Origin of the sequence: Haloplanus vescus, assembly GCF_900107665.1 — an archaeon.
Taxonomy (GTDB): domain Archaea; phylum Halobacteriota; class Halobacteria; order Halobacteriales; family Haloferacaceae; genus Haloplanus; species Haloplanus vescus.
In genome coordinates, this window is the sequence record NZ_FNQT01000001.1 from 422,143 (window position 1) to 443,834 (window position 21,692).

A 21,692-nucleotide genomic window follows, 5' to 3' on the forward strand; every position below is an offset into this window, starting at 1 on the left:
CCCGCATCGACACGTCGCGTGTGTTATCGGTCGAGCTGCACACGCACTCGTCGCTGTCGCACGACGGGCGGGACCCGGTCGAGCATCTGCTCGAACAGGCGGAATCGGTCGGGCTTGACGCCATCGCCGTTACCGACCACGACGAAATCGACGCCAGCCTCGACGCGGTCGAACAGGCCCCCGAGTACGGCCTGATTGGTATTCCCGGCATGGAAATCACCACCGCCGTCGGACACGTCCTCGCCCTCGGCGTGCGCGAGGCCGTCCCCGCGGGCCTCTCCTTCGAGGCGACGCTCGACCAAATCCACGAGCAGGGCGGCATCGCCGTCGTCCCCCACCCGTTCCAATCCTCGCGCCACGGCGTCGCGCCCCACATCTCGCGGGCGACGCTCGCGAGCGCGGACGCCATCGAAGTGTACAACTCCCGACTCCTCACCGGGCGCTCGAACCGCAAGGCGGAGCGCTTCGCCATCGCCAACGACCTCCCCATGACCGCCGGGAGCGACGCCCACATCGCCGAGATGGTCGGGCAGGCGGTCACCGAAGTCGACGCGACGGACCACTCCGCAGCGGGCATCCTTGACGCCATCGCCGAGGGCCGAACCAGCGTCGTCGGCCGCCGGACCCCGTGGCGAATCAGCTTCCGACAGGCCGCTGGCGGCGTGAAACGCCGCGTCATCAGAGCGGTGAACGAGTGGCTGTGATTCGCGGCACCGACGCCGAGACGGTCCGCCGCGCGCTCGACTCGGGCGACCCGCTCCCCGGAACGAACGGGTTCGCCGGCGCGCTGGACGGGGCGCTCGTCCGCGACGTGCTCGGGCGCCAGCCGATTTTCGGCACGCCCGACGACTGGGGGTTCGCGCCGAGCGACGTCGACGCCGCGGACCCGACACCCGTGCCCGCCGGACACGTCCGCGAGGCCGACGGGACGGACCGCCGCGTCTGGTCGCTGCCCGACCCACCCGCCGCGAGCGACGATGCGACGGCCATCGCCGACCTTCGCGCCGCCATCGACGACTCGCTGTCTCGGCTCGACCCCGAGAGACTGGCCGTCGCCTTCTCCGGCGGCGTCGACTCCGCGCTCGTCGCCGCCGGCGTCCCCGATGCACTCTGTTACGTCGTCGGGTTTCCCGACGCCCACGACGTGGCAGCAGCCCGGAGCGCCGCCGAAGCGATGGACCGTGACCTCCGGGTCGTCGAACTGACTCACGACGACTTGGAGCGAGCCGTCCCCGAGGTGGTCGCGGCGACGGGGCGGACGAATCCGATGGACGTCTGCATCGCGCTCCCGCTCTATCTAGTGGCCGAGCGCGCCGCCGCCGACGGCGCCGACCGCCTCGCACTCGGGCAGGGCGCCGACGAACTGTTCGGCGGGTACGCGAAGGTGGTCGACCCCGCAGACGATGACCGCGTGGACGCGACGACAGTCCGCGGCGCGACTCGCGAGGTAATCGCGAGCCTCCCCGCCCAACTCGAACGCGACGTGCTCGCGCTCCGAGCGGCGGGCGTCGAACCGGTGACGCCGCTCCTCGCGGACGGTGTCGTTGAGGCCGCACTCCCCCTTCCGGAACACCTCCTCGCCACCGACGACGAACGGAAAGTGGGGTTGCGCCGCGCCGCCCGCGAGTGGCTCCCGTCGTCGGTCGTCGAGACGGACAAAAAAGCAGTTCAGTACGGCAGTCTGGTCTCGCGCGAACTCGACCGCCTCGCGCGGCAAGCGGGTTTCAAGCGGCGGATGGACGACCACCTCGGGCAGTACGTCCGCTCGCTCGTCTAGTCCGCGGCCGCAATCGCTTCCAGTCCCAGTTCGCGCACGTCTGGGTCTACGTCGGCCTCGCGGAGTGCCGGCGGGTCGTACCACGCCCACGCCTCTGCGTCGGGTTCGCCGGGCGCGGGGTCGATAGCTCGATTCTCGGCAGTCGCGTAGAAGACGTGGTCGACGTGTTGGTGGCCCACCTCGCCGTCACAGACGTTCACGTCCGCGAGCATCAGGTGTCGCGGACGCGGGATGGCGCGCGCCGTCTCCGAGCGCACGTCGTCGTAGTCGGTCAGCAGTGTCGGCTCCAGTCCCGTCTCCTCGCACGCCTCGCGGAGCGCCGCCTCGTGTGGGAGTTCGCCTCTGTCGACGTGGCCGCCGGGCGGCAGACGGATGCCGAGTCGTGGATGTTCGTGGAGCGCGACGGCGCCGCCTTCGACGACGTACACCGTCGCGGTGAAATGTCGCGTCGTCTCCATAGAGAGGGGGTCGAACCCCGTGCGTATCGGTGTTGCGACGCGTACCTTTTTGCCGGCTGACACGGATATTTCAACAGGTGCCCTCCGACAGTGACACACGTACACATCACAGACGACTATCTCGACCGGACGATACCCGTCGATTCGACGGTTGGGACGATAGAAATCGACCTCTCTGGTGACGACGTGCGAATCGTGCTTCCGCCCGACGCGCCCGTGAACATCGAGCGCGAATAGCCGAGAATTAGGGAACCTGTAGCTGCTCTTCAGCTTCGAGGAGTTCGTGGTACCGGTTCCGGATGGTCACTTCGCTGATGTTGGCGACATCGCTCACTTCGCTCTGCGTCACCTTCTCGTTGGTGAGGAGGGCGGCGGCGTAGATGGCGGCGGCGGCGAGGCCGACGGGGCTCTTGCCGCTGTGGACGCCCTGGTCTTTGGCCGTCTTCAACAGGTCGCGAGCGCGGCGCTCGGACTCGTCGGAGAGGTCGAGTTCGGAGGCAAAGCGAGGAACGTACTGCTCGGGGTCGGCCGGCTGAATTTCGAGGCCGAGTTCGCGGACGACGTAGCGGTACGTTCGCGCAATCTCGTCTTTCTCGACGCGAGAGACGGTCGCGATTTCGTCGAGCGAGCGGGGCGTGCCCGCCTGTCGGGCCGCGGCGTAGAGTGCGCTCGTGGCGACGCCCTCGATGGAGCGGCCGGGGAGTAGGTCGTCGGCAAGGGCACGGCGGTAGATGACACTCGCCGTCTCGCGGACGTTCTCGGGCAGGCCGAGTGCGGAGGCCATCCGATCGATTTCGCCGAGCGCCTGCTTCAGGTTGCGCTCTTTGGAGTCTCGGGTGCGGAAACGCTCGTTCCAGGTGCGCAGACGCTGCATCTTCTCGCGCTGTCGCGAGGAGAGCGTCTTGCCGTAGGCGTCTTTGTCCTGCCAGCCGATGTTCGTCGACAGCCCCTTGTCGTGCATCATCTGGGTCGTCGGGGCGCCGACGCGGGACTTCTGGTCTTTCTCCTTGGAGTCGAAGGCGCGCCACTCGGGCCCGTGGTCGATTTCGTCCTCTTCGACCACCAGGCCGCAGTCGGCACACACCGTCTCTCCGTGTTCGGTGTCCGTGGTGAGTTGCCCGCCACACTCGGGGCAATGCAACTGTTCACTGCTGTCGGTACTCTCGGATTCGTCCTCGCTCTCGCGCGCGCGTGAGCGCTCGGTCGTGTAACCGCGTACGCTATCGGTCATTGGGTATCAGTGAGCAAAACGGCTCTATACAGAACGTAATTCAGCGCATACATTTAAGTCTGTTGGAGTACAGTGGCCATTTCTTCGGCACTTCTCGCGCGGACGACCGGGGATTGATAACTGCTCGTCGTTACGATATAAACGACATGCACGAGAATGAAACGACGATTCCTATCACCCTCATCAGCGGTCCGCTCGGCGCCGGCAAGACGACGCTCGTCAACCGCCTGCTGAACGACCCGGGAGACAGACGCATCGCCGTCGTGGTCAACGACATGGGCGAGGTGAACATCGACGCCGAACTCTTGGAACAGGAGAGCGAGGACGGCGTCATCGACCTCTCGAACGGCTGTATCTGCTGTCGGCTGCAGGACGACCTCGTCACCGAAGTCACCCGCCTCGCCGAGGAGCGGTCGTTCGATTACCTCGTCGTCGAAGCCTCCGGTATCAGCGAACCGATGCCGATAGCCAAGACGCTCACCGTCGGCACGGAGTCGGGGCAGCTCCCCGACCGATTCCGCCTCGACACCACCGTCTCCGTCGTCGACGCCTACGGGTTCTGGAAGGCGTTCGACCCCTCGGCGTCGCTGCCCGAGACGGCGCCGACGCCCGACCGCCCACTCGCGGAGGTGCTCGTCGACCAAATCGAGTTCTGTGACGTGCTCCTGTTGAACAAGTGCGACATGGTCCCCGACGACGAACTCGCGGCCGTCGAGGAGTCCATTCGCGAACTCCAGCCACGCGCCGAACTCTATCGGACGACCTACTCCGAAATCGACCCGTCGGCCGTCCTCGGAACAGGGCGATTCGACTTCGAAGCGACGAAGCGACAGCAAGGCTGGAAACAGGCGCTCGCGGCGGCGGAGGGGGCCGACCACGACGACGGTCACGACCACGAGGGCGGTCACGACCACGGCGAGCAGTCGGCCGCCGCCGCCCACGGCGTCGAGTCGTTCGTCTACCGACGAGACCGACCGTTCCACTCGGAGCGATTCGACGCGTGGCTCGACGACTGGGAGGGCGACGTGGTCCGCATGAAGGGGTTCGCGTGGGTCGCGAGTCGCCCCGACGAGGTCCTCGGCGTCAGTCAGGCCGGACCGGCCGTGCAGGCGGGCCCCATCGGCGAGTGGGGCGACGACGACCCCGCCACGCGTCTCGTCGTCATCAGTCGTGACCTCGACGCCGACGCGGTCACGGCGGCGCTCGACGAGTGTTTGGCGACCGAAAAAGAGCGCGCGGCGTCGGCGCCGACCGACCCCTTCCCGCGAGAGGCCTAGGCGCCGAGGCCGATGTCGTCGCGGAGGTCGTCCCACGACTCGTGAAAGCCGTAGGTCGACGCTGAGTCGGCCTGCATCGCCGTCTGGTAGGTGTCGTCGTACGTGAGTAAGTCCGTCCAGCCGTCGTGTTGTCGATAGCTACAGTACTGGCACATGGGAGGTGGTTCGCGTGGAGTGGTAATAGGCGTGTCGCGGAGGGAGTCAGCGGGGCGGCGCGGCTACGGTTCGAGGAGAACCTTCGTCACGCCTTCCTCGCGGTTGTCGAAGGCCTCGTACATCTCCGGCGCGTCTTCGAGATCGACGCGGTGGGAGACGACCCAACTCGGGTCGGCACGACCGGAGATAATCATGTCGCGGAGCTCGCGGTTGTACTCCTTGACGTTACACTGACCGGTGCCGAGCGCCTGCCCCTTCTCGAAGAGGAGGCCGAAGTCGATACCGATGCGGCCCTGTGCGTTCATCTCGTCCGGCGCACCGGGGTCTTCCGGCACGTAGAGGCCCGGAATCCCGAGTTCGCCGGTCGGCTTGACCGTCCGAATCAGGTTGTTGATGACGACCGCAGGGTTCTCGCGAGCGGGGTCGTACGCGTCGCCGCTGCCTTCTTTGTCGGGGTCGACGGCCTGGTAGCCGACGGCGTCGACGCCCTTGTCCACGCCGCCGCCGTGAATCTCCTTAATCTGCTCGACGGGGTCGCCCTCTTCGAAGTTGATGGGCGTCGCGTCGCAGTGTTCCTCGGCGAGTTCGAGTCGACTCGGGACGCGGTCGACGATGTAGATTTCGGAGGCGCCCTTGAGCTTCGCGCTGTAGGCGGCCATCAGGCCGACCGGACCGGCGCCGTAGACGGCGACCGAATCGCCGGCTTCGAGGTTGGCGAGTTCGACGCCGTGCCATCCGGTGGGGAAGATGTCCGCGAGGAGCGCGAAAGAGTCCTCGTGTTCGGTTCCCTTCGGGAGCTTCAGCGCGTTGAAGTCCGCGTAGGGGATGCGGAGCTTCTCCGCCTGTCCGCCCTGATACGGACCCATGGCGACGTAGCCGTACGCACCGCCGGCGAAGCCGGGGTTGACGTTCGTACAGAAGCCTGTGTAGCCCTTCTCACAGTTCTCACAGTGTCCACAGGCGACGTTGAACGGCGCGACGACGCGGTCACCGACTTCGAGGCTCGAGACGGCCTCGCCGACTTCCTCGACGATGCCCATGTTCTCGTGCCCGAAGACGATGCCCGGTTCGGCGGCCGTCCGCCCCTCGTACATGTGAAGGTCGGAGCCACAGATACACGTCGTCGTAATGTCGATGACGACGTCGTTCGGGTGCTGAATCTCGGGTTCCTCAACATCCTCGACAGCTACCTCGTGGGGGCCTCGGTAGACGACTGCGTTCATGGACATCAGTGCGCCACCTCGGTCACGTCACCACGAATGGATTCCCAGTGTTCGACACCCGCTTCGGCGACTTCCATGTCCTGCGAGACGGCGCCGCCGGAGACGCCGAACGCACCGACGACGTCGCCCTCGTCGTTCAGGAGCGGATAACCGCCGCCGAAGATGACGATGCGTCCCTCGTCAGTGGTCTGGAGACCGTAGAGGGAGTTCCCGGGCTCGGACGGCTCAGCGAGTTCGTGCGTCGGCATGTCCAGCGCGGCCGAGGTGTAGGCTTTGTTTCGCGAAATCGAGACGGACGCGAGCCACGCGTCGTCCATCCGATGCTGTGCGATGAGGTTGCCCTCGCTGTTGGTGACTGCGATTACCATCGGGTTGTCGATCTCTTCGGCCTTCTCCTTGGCCGCTTCAATCAACTTCGTTGCCGTGTCGAGTGTGATAGATTGAACCATTACACTCACACAGTGGGTGCCAACAGTGATAAACATTTGCCTTTACGTACACACTTCCGCGAAATTCGAACCTGATGGAATCGAGGTGCTTGCTTAATCTGTCATTATATCTCTCTTGACGACGTTATTCTCCGCATACAGTATTTTGGAATCGGTGTATCGACACCCGCAAACACCATTAACAATCATTCTCAAAGTAATCAAAACCAATTACAAATTGTTCGCAGACAGAACCGGCAGTACACCCGCTATCACCCTCAATTTTGGCAGGCCTAAACAAATGTGGAGGGAGTTGTAGATTCCGAACGGCTAGTAGGCAACCGTAATTCGATAGACTGGGCCACGGCTGTTCGACGTGAGTAAACGGCGCGGGGCGGGGTGGTACAGCTACAGATCGAAGTGTTCCGCGGCCGTCTCCATGTCCTTGTCGCCCCGCCCGGAGAGGTTCACGAGAATGGTGTCGTGGTCGCCCGCCTCCGCCAGTTCGATGGCGAGCGCGACGCCGTGACTCGATTCGAGCGCCGGGATGATGCCCTCCGTCTCGGAGAGTTCGCGGAAGGCGGCGAGCGCTTCGTCGTCGCTGACGGCGGTGTAGGTGGCTCGACCGACCGACTGGAACATGGCGTGTTCGGGGCCAACACCGGGGTAGTCGAGCCCTGCCGACACCGAGTGAACCTCCGTATCATCGTCGATGACGCGCGTCTTCATGCCGTGGATGACCTCGTCTTCACCCTCGGCGAGTGGTGCGGCGTGGCGGCCGGAGCCTTCGCCCTCGCCGCCGCCTTCGGCGCCGTAGAAGGCCACGTGATCGTCGCGGAAGGGGTGGAACAGGCCGATGGCGTTCGACCCGCCGCCGACGCAGGCCACCGCGGCGTCGGGGAGTTCACCGAGGCGGTCGAGGGTCTGCTCGCGCGCCTCCTCGCCGATGACCGACTGAAAGTCGCGGACCATCCGCGGGAAGGGGTCGGGGCCGACGACGCTCCCAACGAGGTAGTGGGTGTCCTCGATGTTCTCGGCCATGTCTTCGAGGGCGGCGTCGACGGCGTCGGCGAGGCCCGCGCCGCCGCGCGTCACTTCGTTGACCGTCGCGCCCATCAGCCGCATCCGGAAGACGTTCATCTTCTGGCGCTCCACGTCCTTTTTCCCCATGTAAATCTCCGTGTCGAGGTTGAGGAGCGCACCCGCCATCGCCGTCGCCGTGCCGTGCTGGCCGGCGCCGGTTTCGGCGATGAGGCGGTCCTTGCCCGCTCGCTTCGCGAGAAGGGCCTGCCCGAGCGTGTTGTTTATCTTGTGGGCGCCGCCGTGGAGCAAGTCCTCGCGCTTGAGGTAGATGTCGGCGCCGTAGCGCTCGCTCAGGTTGCGGGCGTGATAGATGGGCGTCGGGCGCCCGGCGAACGTCTCCAGCAGGTCGCGCAGGTCCGACTGGAACTCCTCGGTCGTCGCGACTTCGTCGTACGCGTTCGCGAGGTGTTTGAGGGGCTCTTCGAGTGCTTCGGGGACGTGACGGCCACCGTAGCCGCCGAAGGTTCCGTCGACCATCGGCGGAGCGTGGTTGCCCGAGTCACATAAGCGCTACTGGCCGTCGCCAGCGGCGGGACCGAAACCCTTAGTGCCGGCCCGGCAGTGCCCAGAGACATGAGCGAGACGCCGGTCGACCCCGACGAGGTACGCCACGTGGCCGACCTCGCGCGGATCGACCTCGACGAGGAGGAGGTGGACCGCTTCGCCGTGCAGTTCGCCGACATTCTCTCCTACTTCGACGCCCTCGACGACGTGCCCGAGGTGGACGCCGAGGCCGACCTGGTGAACGTCATGCGCCCCGACGAGGTGCGCGAGGGTCTGTCACAGGAGGAGGCGCTCCAGAACGCCCCGGAAACCGAGGACGGCTACTTCAAGGGACCGAGCGTCTCATGAGCCACGACGCGTTCATCACCGAGACGGACATCAAGGGCGCCGACGACGGCCCCCTCGCGGACCGCACCGTCGCCGTCAAGGACAACATCTCGACGGCAGGCGTCCGGACCACCTGTGGCTCCGAGATGCTCGCCGACTACGTGCCGCCGTACGACGCGACGGTCGTCGAACGCCTGAAAGACGCGGGCGCGACCATCGTCGGCAAGACCAACATGGACGAGTTCGGGATGGGGACGACGACGGAGACGTCGGCGTTCGGCCCGACCAAGAACCCCGTCGACGAGTCCCGAGTGCCCGGCGGGTCCTCCGGCGGGAGCGCCGCCGCCGTCGCCGCCGGCGAGGCCGACATCGCCCTCGGCAGCGACACCGGTGGCTCCGTCCGCTGTCCCGCCGCGTTCTGCGGCGTCGTCGGCATCAAGCCGACGTACGGACTGGTCTCCCGGTACGGACTGGTCGCCTACGCCAACTCGCTGGAACAGATCGGCCCGCTGGCGTCCACCGTCGAGGGCGCCGCCGAGGCCCTCGACGTCATCGCCGGCCCCGACGAACGCGACGCCACGACGCGCGAGGCGGGCGCCGACACCGACTACGCGAGCGCCGCTGACGGCGACGTAGACGGCCTCACCATCGGCGTCCCGACGGAACTGGTCGAGGGCGCCGACGAACGCGTCGTCGAAACGTTCGAGGCCGCCCTCGACGACCTGGAGTCACAGGGCGCCGAGGTCAAGGACGTGAGCCTCCCCGCCGTCGAGCGCGCGGTGCAGGCGTACTACGTCATCGCGATGTCCGAGGCGTCGTCGAACCTCGCGCGCTTCGACGGCGTGCGCTACGGCCCCGACACCGACGCCGAGGGCAACTGGAACGAATCCTTCGCGGCGGTCCGCGAGGAGGGCTTCGGCGACGAGGTCAAGCGCCGCGTCCTCCTCGGGACGTACGCGCTCTCCGCCGGATATCACGACAAGTACTACGCGAAGGCACAGGACGCCCGCGCGTGGCTCAAACAGGAGTTCGACGACGCGCTCAGCGAGGCGGACGTGCTCGCGTCGCCGACGATGCCCGTGCTCCCCTTCGAACTCGGCGAGAGCCTCGACGACCCGCTCCAGCTCTACCTCGCCGACGCCAACACGGTGCCGGTCAATCTCGCCAACCTGCCCGCCATCTCCGTGCCAGCGGGCGAAGCCGACGGCCTGCCCGTCGGCCTGCAGCTGATCGGCCCCGCGTTCGGCGAACGCGAGATCATTCGCGCGGCGAGCGCGCTGGAGTGAGGACGGGCCGACGACCGTACTGAGGCGACAGTTTTTCTTTTCGACCTGTGCGACGTGTCCACAGATGTATATCGTCATCGTCGGCGCCGGCGACATCGGCACGCCGCTGATCGAAGTCGCCACGAGCGGCGGCAACGAGGTGGTCGTCGTCGAACACGACGAAGAGCGCGCCGAACGCGCCGCTCACTACGACTGTCTGGTCATCAACGACGACGCGACGGTCAAGGAGACGCTCGTCGACGCGGGCGCCGACCGGGCCGACGCGCTCATCTCGACGACGGACCGCGACGCGGTCAACATCATGGTCTGCCTGCTGAGTCAGGAACTCGAGGTGCCGAACGTCGTCTCGGTTGTCCACAATCCCGAGCACATGAGCCTGTTCGAGCGAGTGGGCGTCAACACGATGCAGAACCCGCAGCGACTCATCGCCGAGTACCTGTATCGCGCCGTTGAGCGCCCCTCCATCGTCGACTACATGCAGGTCGGCGAGGAAGCGGAGGTGTTCGAAATCGACGTGGACGCGGGCGCGCCCATGGCGGGCACGACGATTTCCGAAGCCGCGCAGGCGGGCTTGCTCGACGACGACCTCTTCATCGTCGCCATCGAGCGCCCGGACGCGGAGTCGCCAGTCGTCCCCCGCGGGAGCACGACGATTCGCGCCGGTGACAGGCTGACGGTCTACGCCGCGGCGGGCGTGACCGACGGCGTCACGTCGGCGTTCGACACCGGGGACGAGTGATGCCCCGGCGTCGCACCGTCGCCGGCGTCCCCGCCGACCTCGCGACCATCGCCCGAGACGTGGGGTCGCTCCTGGTGATGCAGGCGGCGCTGATGGCGCTCTCGGTGGGCGTGGCGTTGCTCGCCCGCGAGTACTACGCGGCAGAGGCGTTCCTGTTCGCCGCGGCGGTGACGGCCGGCGTCGGCGTCGCGGCCCGCCGTCGCTTCGCCGCCGCCCCCGAGCCACGACTCAAACACGGCATGGTCGTGGCGGCGTCCGGGTGGTTCTGTACGGCCGTCTTCGGCGCCCTCCCCTTCTTCCTGACCGCGACGATGACGCCACAGGCCGTCGCCTCGGGGTTCGTTCCCGCCGGCGCCGACTACGCGGCGTCGAGTCTCTACGTCTTTCGTGACCCCGTCCACGCTCTTTTCGAGAGCATGAGCGGGTGGACCGGGAGCGGTCTCACGATGGCCGTCCACGAACCGTCGCTCCCGCGGACGATTCAGTGGTGGCGGTCGCTCATCCAGTACGTCGGCGGGGTGGGTGTCATCGTGCTGACGGTGACGATTCTCTCCCGGCCCGGAAGCGGGAGTTACGCCCTCTACCGGAGTGAGACGCGAGAGGAACGCATCCACCCGAGCATCGTCTCGACGGTGCGGACGGTCTGGAAGCTCTTCCTCGGCTACACGCTGCTCTCTATCGTGGCGCTCTTTCTCGCCATCCGCGCGAGCGACTACGGGTCCTCGCTCCCGCTCTGGCAGGCGGGCTGGCAGGCACTCAACCACGCGATGACGGGGCTGTCGACCGGCGGATTCAGCGTCACCGACAACTCCATCGCCACCTACGATTCGCCGCTCATCGAGACGGTGTTGCTGCCCGTGATGACTCTCGGCGCCATCGCCTTCCCCGTCCACTACGCCGTCCTCGGAGACCGAGACGTGCGCCAGCTCTGGACCGACATCCAGACCCGGTGGCTGTTCGTCCTCCTCGTCGTCGGCGCCATCGCGCTGTCGGTTCAGAACGCTGTCACGCTCCCGACGGGCGCGTTCACCGGGACGGCGAACTACGCCAGTCTCCGCTCGCTTGGCATCGCGGCGCCAGTCGTGGACGCGATTCGCGACTCGACCTTCCAGTTCGTCAGCGCCCTCTCGTGTACGGGGTTCCAGTCGTCGCCCATCGATCGCTGGGCCGCGGGCGGGAAACTGCTCGTCGCGGGCGCGATGACGCTCGGTGGAGCGGCGGGGTCGACGGTCGGCGGCCTGAAAATCATCCGCGGCTACACCATCGTCCGCGGCATCAAGTGGCAGTTCTCGCGGGTGTTCCTGCCGTCGAACGCCGTGGTGAACGCACGCATCGGCGACCGACTCCTCGACCGCGAGACGATGGAACGAGAGTTCAGCGAGGCGGCCATCGTCTCCCTGCTGTGGCTACTCTTTCTCGCCGCGAGTAGCCTCCTCCTCGTCAACGTCGCCGGACCGGAGTTTACCTACGCCGACGCGCTCTTCGAGGTGGCGAGTGCACAGGGGAACGTCGGCCTCTCGACGGGTATCACCGGGCCGACGATGCCCGTCGTCGCCGAGGGAGCCTTCGTCGTCAATATGTGGATCGGACGGCTGGAAATCATTCCAGTGCTCGTCTTCGTTCGGTCGATGCTCTACGGCCTGAATCCGTGACGGCCGAAGAGGGTGTCACACGCGAGAGGCGTCCCGGTCCGACTCTTGGCACGTTCCCCCCGGAAGCGCGCCACGTTAGTCGGCCGGACGACGAACGCCGTCCCGGCGCCGAACCGGGTCGCCCATCTCCATTGCGACCGGGTGCAGATATAACGGTATGGCCCGAATTCTCACTCGCGATACTCGGGGGTCAGTCGAGGTCGCGGTCGCGAACACCCTCGCGGACGCGGTCCGCACGCTTGCGGACTCGATTGACGTAGCGGTCGATCTTCTCGGGCTTCAGTCCGTAGAACGACGCGACCCACAGCTGGTCCGCGTACGACTGCGTCAGGAAATACGCGACGAGGGTGTCGCGGCCAGCCTGGATGATGGTCGGCGGGATGCCCCGGTCGCCGACATCCACCTCGTCGAAGCCGTTGACGTCGAAGAAGACGTCGGCGTAGAGGGTCGCGGCCTCGGGGTCCTCGAAGACAGCCCCCACGTGGTCGGGGGCTTCGAATCGGTAGACCGTCTCGTCGTCGGCCGTCGCCTCGGCGATGCGAACGTCGAGGACGTACTCGCGATACGTCGATTCCGTGCCGTCGATGGCGTCGTGTGCGTGTGAGGACATGGTGTGTTAGCGCTGTCGCCAGCGGGCGCCGCCGAGCAGGAGCGCGATGGCGACGACCACGAGCGGTGTCGGGAAGGTTCCGAATCCGGAGGTCGGTGCAGGGGTGTCGGTGGGGCCCGCGTCGGTCCCGTCGGCCGTCGAGGCGTCGGACTGGCTCGACTGACCGCCGTTCGAGGCGTCGGTGGAGCCGGCGTCTGCGGTGGGCGTCGTCGCGCCGTCGGACACCGTCACGGTCCCGGACTGCGTGGCCGGTTCGAAGGCGTTCCCGGTGTCGGCGTCGAACTGCCGGGGCGTGACCGAGAGGGTCGCCTCGCCCGGTTCGGCGCCGGCGATTTCGACCGTCGCCAGCGTCACGTTCGTCGCCCCGGGTTCGACGGCGCCCTCCATGTCGGCCGCTTCAAGGGTGGCCGTCGTCCCGTCTGAGCCAATCTGTGGCTCGGTCGTCAGCCCGAAGCGGTCGGGATAGCTCGCGGACTGGATGCGGGCCGTCCCGGGCGTCTCGACGGTGATATCGAGGTAGTACCCCGCCAGGCCGTTCGGGGCGTTCGTGAGGACGATGCCGACCGTCGCCGTGCCGTCCGCCGTCGCCGTGGCGTCGGTGACGACGACGGTTGGTTGGTCGCTCTGTGCCGCGGCGGTCCCCGTCGCCGCCACCGCCCCGAGGAGGGCGAGCGCCACCAGCGCGACTGCAGTCGCGACGCGTCGCTGGCGAGCGTCGGCGAGTATCGAACGTGGACTCAGTGTGGAACGAATGCGTCGAATCATTGTGTTAAATAAGGTGGCGGTGGGGCCGAGCGCGGTCGGTCGGTGACCGACGAGCGCTCGCCGTGACTGACCCGCTACCGCCGTCGGATCAGTTGACCTCTCCGTAGAGGTCGACGATGTCGTCGAAGTCGAGGCGGCCGTTCTCGTTGAAGTCGTAGGCCGACTTGTTCATCGTCACGCTGTCGGCGTCGAAGTTGTCGAAGAGGATTTCGATGTCCTCGTAGTCGAGGCGGCCGTTGCCGTTGAGGTCCTCGTAGAACCCGTCGCCGTCGGGGTCGGTCGGGGCACTTCCGCCCGTGACCGTCGGCGGACCGGTGACGAGCACTCCCGACCGCGCCTCGGTGTCGATGGCGTTGCCGTCCTCGTTGTCGAGGCTCTCCACCTCGACCTGCAGGTCCGTCGTCCCCGTATCGACGCCGCGGACCGTCAGCGTGGCGAGCGGAATCTTCCGCCCGCCGCTCTGAATCGCTCGGTCCGTGTCCGCGACGCGAATCGTCACGCTCGACCCGTCGGTACTGGCCGAGCTCTCGGTCAGGCCGAGGTTCTCGGGGAACTCGACGCCCGTGATGGTGGCCACGTCCGGGTTGGTGACCGACACCGTGAGTTCGCCGCCGGAGAAGCCGGTCGGCAGCGCCGAGGCGGTGAGTTCGACCTCGCCCGTCTGGCCGTAGCCGACGGCCATCGAGTCGACGTCGAGCATGACGTTCGGCTGGAAGACGTAGAGGCCGTCGTTGGGGTACGAGCGGGCCGGGCCGCCGAAGCCGTCTTCACAACAGATCACGCGCCCGTCGCGCATCGTGTAGACGTTGTCGATGTTGCGGAGGGCGTCGTCGGCATCCTCCGGCCCGTCGGTGAAGTCCGGCCCCGTGATGACCGGTTCGAGCGTCGAGACGTTGTAGTTGGGTTCGAGCTCCGCGCGGTAGACGACGCCGCCGTCGACGCGGTCCATCTGGATATCGCCCTCGTCGTTTGCCAGGTCGTCGTTGAACTCGGAGATGCCGAAGTAGACGAGGTCACCGGGCTGGGAGTCGTCGACGCTGTCGACACCCTCGGCCTTGTTGAACTCGATGGAGGCGCCGATCTCTTTGGCCGCGGCGCGCGTCTCGAGGAAGGGAACACGGCGGAGTTCCTCATCGACGCCGTCCGGGCCGTTGGCCTCGTACTGCTCGGCCCATCGGACGATTTCCTCGTTGGTGATGTAGTTCTGGTTGCCGTTCTCGATGACTTCGAGGTCGGCTTCCTTCAGCGCCGCCGCGGGATCGTTCTGCCAGCTGGTCTCGGCGTGGGTTTCGAGGTAGTCGACCTGCGTCACGTCGTCGTACTCGGCGATCCAGGATTCGACCTCGCCGTTGGTGGCGTGGCCGAGTTCGATCCACTCGATTTCGAGCGGGGTCTGGGCCGGGGAGTTGCGCTGGCCTGCCTCGCTGGCGTTGGCCGCGTCGTTCGTGATTTTCGGCGCGTAGAGCGTGCCCGCGATGTCGTCGGTGTCGTCGTAGCTGTCGATTGGCTCGTCGGCGACGAACTTGTAGATACCCTTGCTGTCGCCGTCGGCACAGCTGTAGACGGTCTTGCGGTCGCCTTGGATATCGGGGGATTCCCACGCGCTCCGACCCATCACCCAGTACTTGATCGGGTCGGGTGTCTCGGCGGCCGGTTGTCGGATATCGACGTGGTAGCCGTAGCGGTAGGGGTTCGGGTAGACGTCGTCGATGGGCGTCGTGGCGAGGTTGTCCTCACCGCTCTGGTCGGACGGTTCCGCGCCGAGGTGGTACGCGAGGAACTCGACCCCGGTGAGTGCCCAGTACCCCTGCGGACTCCAGTTGGTGTCGACGTCGCCGTCGTCGGCGTAGGTGTCGATGGCACCGGAAATCTCGGTCGGGTTCGGGCGGTTCCAGAACTGACAGCCACCCACGAGCCCCTCACCGCTCCCGTTCTCGACGATGTCGCCGACCGTGTTGGTGAGTGAGACACGGGTGTGGGCGTAGTTCTCCTCGGAGGAAATCATCGTCTCCCACGGGCTGAGGTCGCCGTAGCAGTTGATGCGCGTGCCGCCGATATCGCGGAACGACGACGTGTTCGTCAGGTTCATCGCGTCGTCTAGGTCGGCGCTCCACTCGCCCTCCCCGTCCTGACTGATGAAGACCCGCGAGATGCACCCGGGGCTGTTCTCCCAGTTGGTGAAGAGATACCCCTCGGTGCCCTCGTCGTTCGTGGGAACGAACTGGTTGCAGTCGGGGTTCGTCGCCGCCCCGCCGTACTGCGTGCCCGCGAAGGTGTCCTGTGTGATGTCGGTGCCGTCCGGCGTCTGCGTCACGCCGAGGCGCGCCTCGCCGCCCCGAATCGGCTCGCGCCCTTGGAACAGAATCTCGTAGTCGCCGGATTCGGACCGAATCTGTCGCTGTTTGGCTTCGGTGTCCGGAATCCCGACTTCGGTGAAGTCGTCGTTGGACCCGTCGAAAGAGAACTGGAAGCCGCTGAAGTAACCGACTGCCGCCCGGCCGAATGGCTCCGGATTCTCGCCCTCGGGGTGCTGGAGGCTGTACAGGAACGAGCCGTCGTCGAAGACGAACGGACCCGTCACCTCGGCACCGAACGCCGTCGTCGAGAACCGCTTGAGTTCCCCCTTGACGCTCGGCGCGCCCGGCGTGTCCGTCTCTGCTACTTCCTCTGCGCTCGCGACCCCGGAGACGCTAGCCCCGAGTGCCGCGGCGACTGACGTCGCCATCAAGCTGCGTCGAGTTAGATCGACCATGCGGGTAATCCGCGAGTGAGAGGTACAAAGACAGTTTATATTTTTGATATATTTGTGAAAGAAAATTGTCGTTCGCGGAGTGTGCTGGTGTCTCCCACAACAGAATTCGAGAGAGATACGGATATCTCTACAAACCTCGCTCCCCACCCGCTCGCCGGCAAACGAGCGGTCGCATTTGGGTGTATCCAAATCTGGAGGATAAACGTACCCCGCCAATTTTCAGCGCTGATTCTCGGCTACTGGCGCCAGTATTCGGGCGTCAGGACGACCAACACCGGTAGGATTTCCAGCCGTCCAATCCACATCAGGACGATCATGAAGAGCTTCGCCGGTGACGAGAAGTCGAGATAACTCCCCATCGGTCCCACGAGACCGAATCCCGGCCCGACGTTGCCGAGGGTCGCGGCGACGGCGCTCATGACTTCGAGCACCGACAGCGAGAGGTCCATCCGGGCCGCGTCGAGGAAGAGCAGCGCCGTCGCAACGAAAAACAGCACGAAGTACAGGAGCGTAAAGGCGTAGACACCACGGATGGCCCGCTCGTCGACCGTCCGGCCGGCGAGTCTGACCGGGCGCACGGCCTCGGGGTGTGCCGTCGTGAACAGTTCCCGCCGAATCGACTTCAGGATGATATACCACCGAACGACCTTGATACCCCCACCGGTGGACCCGGCGGACCCACCGATGAACATCCCGAAGAGGAGGAGATACTGCGCCGACGGTCCCCACGCGTTGAAGTCGATACTGGCGTACCCGGTCGTGGTCACTAGCGAGACGACCTGAAACGCCGCGTGTCTGAGCGACGGTTCGACGTGGCCGACGAGTGTCGCCCGAATACCGTCGAGGTAGGCGGCGTCGTACGTCCCGCCCGCGGGAACGGCCGTCGAAATTCCGTGCCCGACGAACAGAACCGCCGCCACTAGCCCTGTGAGGACGGCCATCGCACCGACGTAGAATCGGAACTCGGAGTCGCCGGGAAGCCGTTTCGGGTCGCCCGTCAGCGCGTGCCAAAACAGGGCGAAGTTGGTCCCCGCGACGACCATGAAGGGGATGATGAGCCACTGGACGGCGGCGGAGAACGCCTCGATGCTCCGCGCCTCGGGCGAGAATCCGCCGGTCGGGAGCGTCGTCAACCCGTGGGCGACGGCGTTGTACACGCCCATCCCGGGCGCCATCCCCGCGCGGTGGAGTCCGTAGAGCAACACGATTTCGAGGACGGTGAATCCCAGATACGCAACCCAGAGCGCCCGCGCCGTCTCCGCGATTCGCGGCGTGAGTTTCTCGATGCCCGGCCCCGGCGCTTCCGCGTCCATCAACTGCGCCCCGCCGACCGAGAGCTCCGGCAGAATCGCCACCGCGAGGACGACGATACCCATCCCGCCGAGCCACTGGGTGAGCTGTCGCCAGAGCATGATGCCGTGGCCGTGGGCGTCGAGCGAAATCTGCCCGAGGACGGTCGCCCCCGTCGTCGTGAATCCGCTCATACTCTCGAACAGCGCGTTCGCGGGATGAGCGAGCGTCGAGTCCGGCGCCGTCGCCGGGGCGAGACCCGGGAGGCCGTGTGCCTCGACCAGATACGGGAGCGCGCCGATGACCGACACCGCCAGCCACGTCACCGCGACCATCAGAAAGCCTTCGCGCGCGCCGATGTCGGGTTCGGGACGGAGCCGTTCCAGCCACCAGCCGACCGTGATGGTCACCGCGATGGTTGCGAGAAACGGCGCGACGGACTCGCCGTAGGCGACTGCCACGGCGAGCGGGAGCGCCAGCGGTACGGAGAGGTGTTTGAGGACGCTCCCGACGAGGCTCAGACTCGCCCGGTAATCGACACGAATCGCCATCGAGTCTGTCAAGCGTTGACCAGCGGAGCGGCTTTAACCTGCTGATGTCACAGCAACGGCGTCGCCTCGTCGGCCACGCTCGTGTCGAGGAAGACGACGACGTGGTCGCCGGGTTGGATGACCGTATCGCCACGGGGCGTGACGAACTCGTCGTCGCGGGTGATGGCGCCGATGACGACGCCGTCGGGCAGGTCGTGGACCGACTCGTGAATCGGTCGGCCGGCGAGGACGCTCTCGGCGTCGATTTCGACCTCCATCACCTCGGCGCGGTCGCTCTCGATGATGGCGATGTTCTCGGCGCCGCCCTCGCGGGTGAAGCGCGTAATCTCCTCGGCCACCACCTCGCGCGGATTGACCGCCACGTCGACGCCAACCGTCTCGAAGAGGTCGACATACGCGGCCGTGTCGATGATCGCCACCGTCCGGTCGACGCCCAAGCGCCGCGCCAAAAGCGAGACGAGCAGGTTCTTCTCGTCGGAGTCGAGGGCGGCGATGACGAAGTCCGCGTCGCCGATGTGCTCGCGTTCGAGGAAGTCCATGTCCGTCGCGTCGTTCTGCATGACCACGGCCTTCGGGAGCTCCTCGGCGAGAAGCCGGGCACGGTCCGGGTCCTGTTCTATCAGGCGCGGTTTGAAGCCCCGGTCGCCGAGGAGGCGGGCGACGTGATAGCCGATTTCGCTCCCGCCAATGATGACGACTTCCTCCGCCGTGCCCGGCGGTTCGTCCGGGGCGATACTGGTCGCGAACCCGCGGACTGCGCCCGGGCTGCCGATTACTACTACCCGGTCGTGTTCGTGCAGCACCGACCCCCCACGCGCGAGTTCGAGCTCGTCGTCGCGGAGGATGGCGGCGAAGGTGAGCTGTTCGAACCGGTCAGCCTCCGCAACGGTCTGGTCGGTGACGGGACTCCCCGGCGGAATCTCGAACTCCGCCATCTGGACGCTCCCGCCGGCGAAGGAGTCCACGTCGCGCGCGGCGGGGATGCCGACGACGCGGACGATGGATTCGGCGGCCAGCAGGTTCGTACAGACGATGAAGTCGATGCCGAACGCGCGCTCGGAGCGCTCCCACGTCCGGAGGTACTCCGTGTTCTTCACGCGTGCGACGGTGAAAGCGTCGCTCACGGCGCGTGTCGTCGCACAGATGACGATGTTCGTCTCGTCGTCGTCGGTGCTGGCGATGACCATGTCGGCCTCGTCGACGCCCGCCTCCTCCAGCGACGACAGCGACGTGCCGTCGCCCTGGACGGCGAGGACGTCGAGCGAGTACGTCAGTTCCTCGACCCGGTCGCCGTCTCGGTCCATCACGACGATGTCGTGCGAGTCGGCGAGGTCGGCGGCGATGCTCGACCCGACCTGTCCCGCGCCGACGATGATTATGTGCACACTGGACCGCCCCCGGGAGTGACCATGCCCCTACGTGCTCACGCTTGCGGTTTCACGATTTCGCTTCGCGGAGTCACACCGACTCCGGCTCCTCGTGGACGACGAGGTCGACCTCCCGGCGGCGCCCTTCGAGGTCGGCGACGATGCGTTCGACGACCTGTTCGGCCTCCGAAACCAGCACGGGTTTCACCTTCTCGACCACCCAATCGAGCGAGACGAACCGCGGCAAATCGAGCATCCCACCGCTCGCGGAATCGGCGTCGAACTCGACTTCAAGGTGGACCCGACAGGCCGGGCCGTCGCCGGGGACGCCCGCAGGCACCGAGTCGAGCGGTTCGACCCGCCACCGACCGCGGGCGTCCACGTCCTCGGTCACGCGCCAGTCGAGGCTGGAGGGCGGGTCGGCCTCGATCACCTCGGTGTGGGCGGTGTAGGACAGCTTCCACCACGCGAAGCGCAACTGGTATTCGGTGCCCGGCGACCCGTCGCCCCTCGCGGTCACGTCCGTCAGATGCTCCGAGTAGCGCGCGTATCGCGGGAAGTCGACGAGGAAGTCGTACACCTCCTCGGGCGGGAGGCAGACGACCGTACTGACGTGGATTCGGTCCACGGCGGGTGGTCGGCCCGAATCGTGGTAAGCGTTCCGCGCCTACTCGAGTGGTTCGCCGCAGTACTCGCAGGCGTCGTCCGCCGCGGTCCGCGACCCACAGTGGGGGCAGTTCACGCGCTCCGGGCCGTCGGCCGACTTCTCGTCGTCGCCGCGGAGCGACGTGATTCCGAGGGCGGCGATGCCGAGGAAGGCGGCGAGAAACCACCCCAACGGTCCGAGCGTGAGGAGGACGAACCCGACGACGACGGCCGGAATCCCGAGGAGGGCGTACAGCATGAGCTCTGATTCGCGGGTCACGGCCGGTGTGACACCCGCCACGTCAAAACACGTTTCGGAGACTTCGACGCGGATTGTACGCATCCACCCGCGCTTAAGGCCCTCGGCGCGGAAGGGCGGACGAATGCTGGCAGACACCAACGTCGCCCTCGGCGTCACGGGGAGCATCGCGGCGGTGACGACGGTGGAACTCGCCCACGAGTTGCGGCGGGCGGGCGCGACCGTTCGAGCCGTCACGACCCCGAGCGCCGAGCGCATCGTCCACCCGTGGGCGCTCCAGTTCGCCACCGAGCACGCCCCCGTCACGGAAATCACGGGCGCGGTCGAACACGTCGACCTCTGCGGGCGAGACGGGTGGGCCGACGTGCTACTCGTCGCGCCCGCGACGGCGAACACCGTGGGCAAAATCGCCGCCGCCGTCGACGACACGCCGGTGACGACCTGTGCGACGACGGCGCTTGGCGCCGACGTCCCCGTCGTCGTCGCGCCCGCGATGCACGAACCCATGTACGACCACCCGGGCGTGTTGGAGGCCATCGACCGCGTCGAGTCGTGGGGCGTCGACTTCGTCGACCCGCGAATCGAGGAGGGGAAAGCGAAGATAGCGAGCGAGGAAGCCATCGTCACCGAGACGGCGCGCGCGACGGCGCCCGCGACGCTCGACGGCCGTCACGTCGTCGTCACCAGCGGTGCGACGACGGAGTCGGTCGACCCGATTCGGACGCTCTCGAACCGCGCGTCGGGGCGGACGGGCCGCGCCGTCGCCCGCGCCTGCTACGTCCGCGGCGCGGACGTGACACTCGTCCACGACGGCCCGGACGTGCCCTACGCCGACGTGCGGCGCGTCGAGAGCGCGGCGGAGATGCGCGACGCCGCGACGGCCGCCGTCGAAGACGCAGACGCCCTCGTCTCCGCCGCCGCCATCGGCGACTTCACCGTCGAGACGGCGTCGGAGAAGATACGCTCCGGTGAGTCGCTGACGCTCACGCTCGAACCGACGCCGAAACTCCTCGATACGGTTCGCGAGGCCCACCCCGACCTCACGATGGTGGGGTTCAAAGCCGAGACCAGCGGCGACGACGACGCAATGGTGGAACGCGCGCGCTCGCTCCGCGACCGGGTGGACCTCGCCTTCGTCGTCGCCAACGACGCGACGGTGATGGGCGACGACGAGACGCGGGCGCTGGTCGTCGGGGAGACGACGGAGACGTACGCCGGACCGAAGGCGGGACTCGGGGCGCGCGTCGCGGACGACCTCGCCGCCGAACTCGACTGACTGTGCGCCACTCCGGCAGCGATACACGGTATAGCA

General features: G+C 66.8%; 22 protein-coding genes. 9 read left to right on the forward strand and 13 right to left on the reverse strand.

Annotation, left to right across the window (positions count from 1 at the left end):
• Positions 1-20 precede the first annotated feature (20 nt).
• A complete protein-coding gene (locus tag BLU18_RS02280) occupies positions 21-704 on the forward strand; it encodes a PHP domain-containing protein (protein ID WP_092630832.1) in 684 nt (227 codons plus the stop codon).
• Positions 704-1,777 carry an asparagine synthase C-terminal domain-containing protein gene (locus BLU18_RS02285; RefSeq protein ID WP_092633579.1) on the forward strand — a complete coding sequence of 358 codons (1,074 nt, stop codon included), beginning with the start codon at positions 704-706 and terminating at the stop codon, positions 1,775-1,777. The genes BLU18_RS02280 and BLU18_RS02285 overlap by 1 nt, the downstream gene beginning before the upstream one ends.
• Here the strand turns inward: BLU18_RS02285 and BLU18_RS02290 are convergent.
• Positions 1,774-2,235 (reverse strand): NUDIX hydrolase, encoded by a 462-nt coding sequence (locus BLU18_RS02290; protein WP_092630834.1) that lies wholly within the window; start codon positions 2,233-2,235, stop codon positions 1,774-1,776. The genes BLU18_RS02285 and BLU18_RS02290 overlap by 4 nt on opposite strands.
• A gap of 90 nt (positions 2,236-2,325) precedes the next feature.
• On the opposite strand from BLU18_RS02290, the gene BLU18_RS14715 reads away from it, so the two are divergent.
• Positions 2,326-2,472: a hypothetical protein gene (locus tag BLU18_RS14715; RefSeq protein ID WP_176791164.1), complete on the forward strand. Its 147-nt coding sequence runs from the start codon at positions 2,326-2,328 to the stop codon at positions 2,470-2,472.
• 7 nt (positions 2,473-2,479) lie between these two features.
• On the opposite strand, the gene BLU18_RS02295 is transcribed toward BLU18_RS14715, so the two are convergent.
• Entirely contained in the window at positions 2,480-3,466 is a 987-nt protein-coding gene (locus BLU18_RS02295) for a transcription initiation factor IIB (RefSeq protein WP_092630837.1), read from the reverse strand.
• A 146-nt stretch (positions 3,467-3,612) separates the two neighbouring features.
• Here BLU18_RS02295 and BLU18_RS02300 point away from each other — a divergent pair, with 146 nt between their 5' ends.
• Entirely contained in the window at positions 3,613-4,743 is a 1,131-nt protein-coding gene (locus tag BLU18_RS02300; RefSeq protein ID WP_092630840.1) for a CobW family GTP-binding protein, read from the forward strand.
• Here BLU18_RS02300 and BLU18_RS14720 read toward each other — a convergent pair.
• The 4 genes from BLU18_RS14720 to trpB form a co-directional block, all read right to left on the reverse strand.
• On the reverse strand, positions 4,740-4,898 hold the full coding sequence (locus tag BLU18_RS14720; protein WP_176791165.1) for a hypothetical protein: 159 nt from the start codon (positions 4,896-4,898) through the stop codon (positions 4,740-4,742). The genes BLU18_RS02300 and BLU18_RS14720 overlap by 4 nt on opposite strands.
• Before the next feature lie 63 nt (positions 4,899-4,961).
• On the reverse strand, positions 4,962-6,122 hold the full coding sequence (locus tag BLU18_RS02305; protein WP_092633582.1) for a glutathione-independent formaldehyde dehydrogenase: 1,161 nt from the start codon (positions 6,120-6,122) through the stop codon (positions 4,962-4,964).
• 5 nt (positions 6,123-6,127) lie between these two features.
• Positions 6,128-6,571: a GlcG/HbpS family heme-binding protein gene (locus tag BLU18_RS02310; RefSeq protein ID WP_092630843.1), complete on the reverse strand. Its 444-nt coding sequence runs from the start codon at positions 6,569-6,571 to the stop codon at positions 6,128-6,130.
• 387 nt (positions 6,572-6,958) lie between these two features.
• Positions 6,959-8,110, reverse strand: coding sequence for a tryptophan synthase subunit beta (gene trpB, locus BLU18_RS02315; RefSeq protein WP_092630846.1), 1,152 nt, complete (start codon positions 8,108-8,110; stop codon positions 6,959-6,961).
• Positions 8,111-8,206: 96 nt separating this feature from the next.
• On the opposite strand from trpB, the gene gatC reads away from it, so the two are divergent.
• From gatC to BLU18_RS02335, 4 genes are all read left to right on the forward strand, one after another.
• Entirely contained in the window at positions 8,207-8,485 is a 279-nt protein-coding gene (gene gatC, locus BLU18_RS02320; protein WP_092630849.1) for an Asp-tRNA(Asn)/Glu-tRNA(Gln) amidotransferase subunit GatC, read from the forward strand.
• The gene (gene gatA / locus BLU18_RS02325; RefSeq protein ID WP_092630853.1) at positions 8,482-9,750 is read left to right on the forward strand and encodes an Asp-tRNA(Asn)/Glu-tRNA(Gln) amidotransferase subunit GatA; all 1,269 of its coding nucleotides are present in this window, start codon (positions 8,482-8,484) and stop codon (positions 9,748-9,750) included. The genes gatC and gatA overlap by 4 nt, the downstream gene beginning before the upstream one ends.
• 64 nt (positions 9,751-9,814) lie before the next feature.
• Positions 9,815-10,489 carry a potassium channel family protein gene (locus BLU18_RS02330; RefSeq protein WP_092630856.1) on the forward strand — a complete coding sequence of 225 codons (675 nt, stop codon included), beginning with the start codon at positions 9,815-9,817 and terminating at the stop codon, positions 10,487-10,489.
• Positions 10,489-12,141: a TrkH family potassium uptake protein gene (locus BLU18_RS02335; RefSeq protein ID WP_092630859.1), complete on the forward strand. Its 1,653-nt coding sequence runs from the start codon at positions 10,489-10,491 to the stop codon at positions 12,139-12,141. The genes BLU18_RS02330 and BLU18_RS02335 overlap by 1 nt, the downstream gene beginning before the upstream one ends.
• A gap of 190 nt (positions 12,142-12,331) precedes the next feature.
• Here the strand turns inward: BLU18_RS02335 and BLU18_RS02340 are convergent, their stop codons facing one another.
• The 7 genes from BLU18_RS02340 to BLU18_RS02370 form a co-directional block, all read right to left on the reverse strand.
• Positions 12,332-12,751 (reverse strand): hypothetical protein, encoded by a 420-nt coding sequence (locus tag BLU18_RS02340; protein ID WP_092630862.1) that lies wholly within the window; start codon positions 12,749-12,751, stop codon positions 12,332-12,334.
• 6 nt (positions 12,752-12,757) lie between these two features.
• Positions 12,758-13,516, reverse strand: a complete 759-nt coding sequence (locus tag BLU18_RS02345) for a hypothetical protein (RefSeq protein WP_092630865.1) — start codon at positions 13,514-13,516, stop codon at positions 12,758-12,760.
• Positions 13,517-13,604: 88 nt separating this feature from the next.
• Complete coding sequence (locus BLU18_RS02350) at positions 13,605-16,268, reverse strand: alkaline phosphatase PhoX (RefSeq protein ID WP_092630868.1); 2,664 nt, start codon at positions 16,266-16,268, stop codon at positions 13,605-13,607.
• 236 nt (positions 16,269-16,504) lie between these two features.
• A complete protein-coding gene (locus BLU18_RS02355; protein ID WP_092630871.1) occupies positions 16,505-18,109 on the reverse strand; it encodes a TrkH family potassium uptake protein in 1,605 nt (534 codons plus the stop codon).
• A 47-nt stretch (positions 18,110-18,156) separates the two neighbouring features.
• Positions 18,157-19,494: a Trk system potassium transporter TrkA gene (gene trkA / locus BLU18_RS02360; RefSeq protein ID WP_092630874.1), complete on the reverse strand. Its 1,338-nt coding sequence runs from the start codon at positions 19,492-19,494 to the stop codon at positions 18,157-18,159.
• A gap of 73 nt (positions 19,495-19,567) precedes the next feature.
• A complete protein-coding gene (locus BLU18_RS02365) occupies positions 19,568-20,104 on the reverse strand; it encodes a type II toxin-antitoxin system RatA family toxin (protein WP_092630877.1) in 537 nt (178 codons plus the stop codon).
• 39 nt (positions 20,105-20,143) lie between these two features.
• A complete protein-coding gene (locus BLU18_RS02370) occupies positions 20,144-20,401 on the reverse strand; it encodes a zinc ribbon domain-containing protein (protein WP_143025215.1) in 258 nt (85 codons plus the stop codon).
• 103 nt (positions 20,402-20,504) lie between these two features.
• On the opposite strand from BLU18_RS02370, the gene coaBC reads away from it, so the two are divergent.
• On the forward strand, positions 20,505-21,656 hold the full coding sequence (coaBC, locus tag BLU18_RS02375; protein WP_092630883.1) for a bifunctional phosphopantothenoylcysteine decarboxylase/phosphopantothenate--cysteine ligase CoaBC: 1,152 nt from the start codon (positions 20,505-20,507) through the stop codon (positions 21,654-21,656).
• The last annotated feature ends 36 nt before the right edge of the window (positions 21,657-21,692 follow it).

What these genes read in the sequence shown, in the direction of transcription:
- BLU18_RS02310 (WP_092630843.1), bottom strand. Translation starts at nt 6,571, where the DNA reads ATGGTTCAATCTATCACACTCGACACGGCAACGAAGTTGATTGAAGCG.
- BLU18_RS02340 (WP_092630862.1), bottom strand. Translation starts at nt 12,751, where the DNA reads ATGTCCTCACACGCACACGACGCCATCGACGGCACGGAATCGACGTAT.
- BLU18_RS02335 (WP_092630859.1), top strand. Translation starts at nt 10,489, where the DNA reads ATGCCCCGGCGTCGCACCGTCGCCGGCGTCCCCGCCGACCTCGCGACC.
- BLU18_RS02305 (WP_092633582.1), bottom strand. Translation starts at nt 6,122, where the DNA reads ATGAACGCAGTCGTCTACCGAGGCCCCCACGAGGTAGCTGTCGAGGAT.
- BLU18_RS02290 (WP_092630834.1), bottom strand. Translation starts at nt 2,235, where the DNA reads ATGGAGACGACGCGACATTTCACCGCGACGGTGTACGTCGTCGAAGGC.
- BLU18_RS02330 (WP_092630856.1), top strand. Translation starts at nt 9,815, where the DNA reads ATGTATATCGTCATCGTCGGCGCCGGCGACATCGGCACGCCGCTGATC.
- BLU18_RS02345 (WP_092630865.1), bottom strand. Translation starts at nt 13,516, where the DNA reads ATGATTCGACGCATTCGTTCCACACTGAGTCCACGTTCGATACTCGCC.
- BLU18_RS14720 (WP_176791165.1), bottom strand. Translation starts at nt 4,898, where the DNA reads ATGTGCCAGTACTGTAGCTATCGACAACACGACGGCTGGACGGACTTA.
- gatA (WP_092630853.1), top strand. Translation starts at nt 8,482, where the DNA reads ATGAGCCACGACGCGTTCATCACCGAGACGGACATCAAGGGCGCCGAC.
- trpB (WP_092630846.1), bottom strand. Translation starts at nt 8,110, where the DNA reads ATGGTCGACGGAACCTTCGGCGGCTACGGTGGCCGTCACGTCCCCGAA.
- gatC (WP_092630849.1), top strand. Translation starts at nt 8,207, where the DNA reads ATGAGCGAGACGCCGGTCGACCCCGACGAGGTACGCCACGTGGCCGAC.
- coaBC (WP_092630883.1), top strand. Translation starts at nt 20,505, where the DNA reads ATGCTGGCAGACACCAACGTCGCCCTCGGCGTCACGGGGAGCATCGCG.
- BLU18_RS02355 (WP_092630871.1), bottom strand. Translation starts at nt 18,109, where the DNA reads ATGGCGATTCGTGTCGATTACCGGGCGAGTCTGAGCCTCGTCGGGAGC.
- BLU18_RS02295 (WP_092630837.1), bottom strand. Translation starts at nt 3,466, where the DNA reads ATGACCGATAGCGTACGCGGTTACACGACCGAGCGCTCACGCGCGCGC.
- BLU18_RS02350 (WP_092630868.1), bottom strand. Translation starts at nt 16,268, where the DNA reads ATGGTCGATCTAACTCGACGCAGCTTGATGGCGACGTCAGTCGCCGCG.
- BLU18_RS02300 (WP_092630840.1), top strand. Translation starts at nt 3,613, where the DNA reads ATGCACGAGAATGAAACGACGATTCCTATCACCCTCATCAGCGGTCCG.